The 2286-nt window shown below is 67.0% G+C and carries 2 pseudogenes; both read left to right on the top strand.

Features of this window, described 5'->3' with window-relative positions:
* A pseudogene (locus VLF38_RS16200) lies at positions 1 to 987 on the top strand (DNA-directed RNA polymerase subunit beta); the annotation flags it as partial.
* A 120-nt stretch (positions 988 to 1107) separates the two neighbouring features.
* Positions 1108 to 2286 (top strand): annotated as a pseudogene (locus VLF38_RS16195) (DNA-directed RNA polymerase subunit beta'); the annotation flags it as partial.

Here is a 2286-nt window from a genome sequence, read left to right as displayed (position 1 = left end):
GTGTTCGACCGCGAGGACGGCGACGACCTGCCTCCGGGCGTCAACCAGCTCGTCCGCGTCTACGTCGCCCAGAAGCGCAAGATCTCCGTGGGTGACAAGCTCGCCGGCCGTCACGGCAACAAGGGCGTCATCGGCAAGATCCTCCCGCAGGAGGACATGCCGTTCATGGAGGACGGCACCCCGGTCGACGTCGTGCTCAACCCGCTGGGCGTGCCGCGACGGATGAACATCGGCCAGATCCTCGAGCTGCACCTGGGCTGGCTGGCCAAGCAGGGCTGGGACCTGAACCTCTCCGAGGACAAGGACGACACGGAGTGGAAGCAGCGCCTGATCAAGATCCACGCCGAGTCGGCCGACCCCGACACCAAGGTGGCGACGCCCGTCTTCGACGGTGCCCGCGAGGACGAGATCACCGGCCTGCTCGGTGCCACGCTGCCCAACCGTGACGGCGTGCGGATGATCAACGAGACCGGCAAGGCGGACCTGTTCGACGGCCGCTCCGGCGAGCCGTTCCCCGAGCCCGTCTCGGTCGGCTACATGTACATCCTCAAGCTGCACCACCTCGTGGACGACAAGATCCACGCGCGCAGCACCGGCCCCTACTCCATGATCACGCAGCAGCCGCTGGGCGGTAAGGCCCAGTTCGGTGGCCAGCGGTTCGGCGAGATGGAGGTCTGGGCGATGGAGGCGTACGGCGCCGCCTACGCCCTGCAGGAGCTGCTCACCATCAAGTCCGACGACGTGCCCGGTCGCGTCAAGGTCTACGAGGCCATCGTGAAGGGCGAGAACATCCCCGACTCCGGGATCCCGGAGTCGTTCAAGGTCCTCGTCAAGGAGATGCAGTCGCTCTGCCTCAACGTGGAGGTCCTGTCCCAGGACGGCACCCCCATCGAGATGAAGGACGCCGAGGAGGACGTGTTCCGCGCGGCCGAGGAGCTCGGCATCGACCTGTCCCGTCGCGAGCCCAGCTCTGTCGAAGAGGTGTGACGAGCGGTGCCCGGCGGCGGCTCGTGGCTCGGTGACCACACCGACCACACGCCGTACGCCGGGCGCCCGTCCCGCCCCCACCACCATTGATTTTCGAAACAACTGAAGGGTTGTAGCCAAGTGCTCGACGTCAACTTCTTCGACCAGCTTCGGATCGGCCTGGCCACCGCGGACTCCATCCGCACGTGGAGCCACGGCGAGGTCAAGAAGCCGGAGACCATCAACTACCGCACGTTGAAGCCGGAGCGTGACGGCCTCTTCTGCGAGAAGATCTTCGGTCCCACCCGGGACTGGGAGTGCTACTGCGGCAAGTACAAGCGCGTGCGCTTCAAGGGCATCATCTGCGAGCGCTGCGGCGTCGAGGTGACCCGTTCCAAGGTGCGCCGCGAGCGGATGGGCCACATCGAGCTCGCCGCCCCGGTCACCCACATCTGGTACTTCAAGGGTGTCCCGTCGCGCCTGGGCTACCTGCTCGACCTCGCCCCGAAGGACCTCGAGAAGGTCATCTACTTCGCGGCCTACATGATCACCTCGGTGGACGAGGACGCCCGCCACCGCGACATGTCGACCCTGGAGAACAAGGTCGGCCTGGAGCGCGAGCGCCTCGAGAAGCGCCGCGACGGCTCCATCGAGGACCGCAGCAAGAAGCTCGAGGAGGACCTCGCCCAGCTCGAGGCCGAGGGTGCCAAGGCCGACCAGCGCCGCAAGGTCAAGGACGGCGCCGAGCGGGAGATGAAGCAGCTGCGCGACCGCGCCCAGCGCGAGATCGACCGCCTCGAGGAGGTCTGGGAGACCTTCAAGTCGCTCAAGGTGCAGGACCTGCTCGGTGACGAGCTCCTCTACCGCGAGATGAAGAACTGGTTCGGGAAGTACTTCGAGGGCCACATGGGCGCCACGGCGATCCAGAAGCGCCTCCAGGACTTCGACGTCGAGGCCGAGGTCGACGCCCTGCGCGAGACCATCGCCACCGGCAAGGGCCAGCGCAAGATCCGTGCCCTCAAGCGGCTCAAGGTCGTCGACGCGTTCCGCAAGACCGGCAACCAGCCGATCGGCATGGTGCTCGACGCCGTCCCGGTCATCCCGCCGGACCTGCGTCCGATGGTGCAGCTCGACGGTGGCCGCTTCGCGACCTCCGACCTCAACGACCTGTACCGCCGCGTCATCAACCGGAACAACCGCCTCAAGCGGCTGCTCGACCTCGGCGCGCCCGAGATCATCGTCAACAACGAGAAGCGGATGCTGCAGGAGGCCGTCGACGCGCTGTTCGACAACGGCCGCCGCGGCCGGCCGGTGACCGGA

Source organism: Nocardioides sp. (genome assembly GCF_035481145.1).
Lineage (GTDB): Bacteria > Actinomycetota > Actinomycetes > Propionibacteriales > Nocardioidaceae > Nocardioides.
The sequence above is the reverse complement of the archived record's forward strand: the minus strand, read 5'-3'. Positions and strand labels throughout refer to the sequence as shown.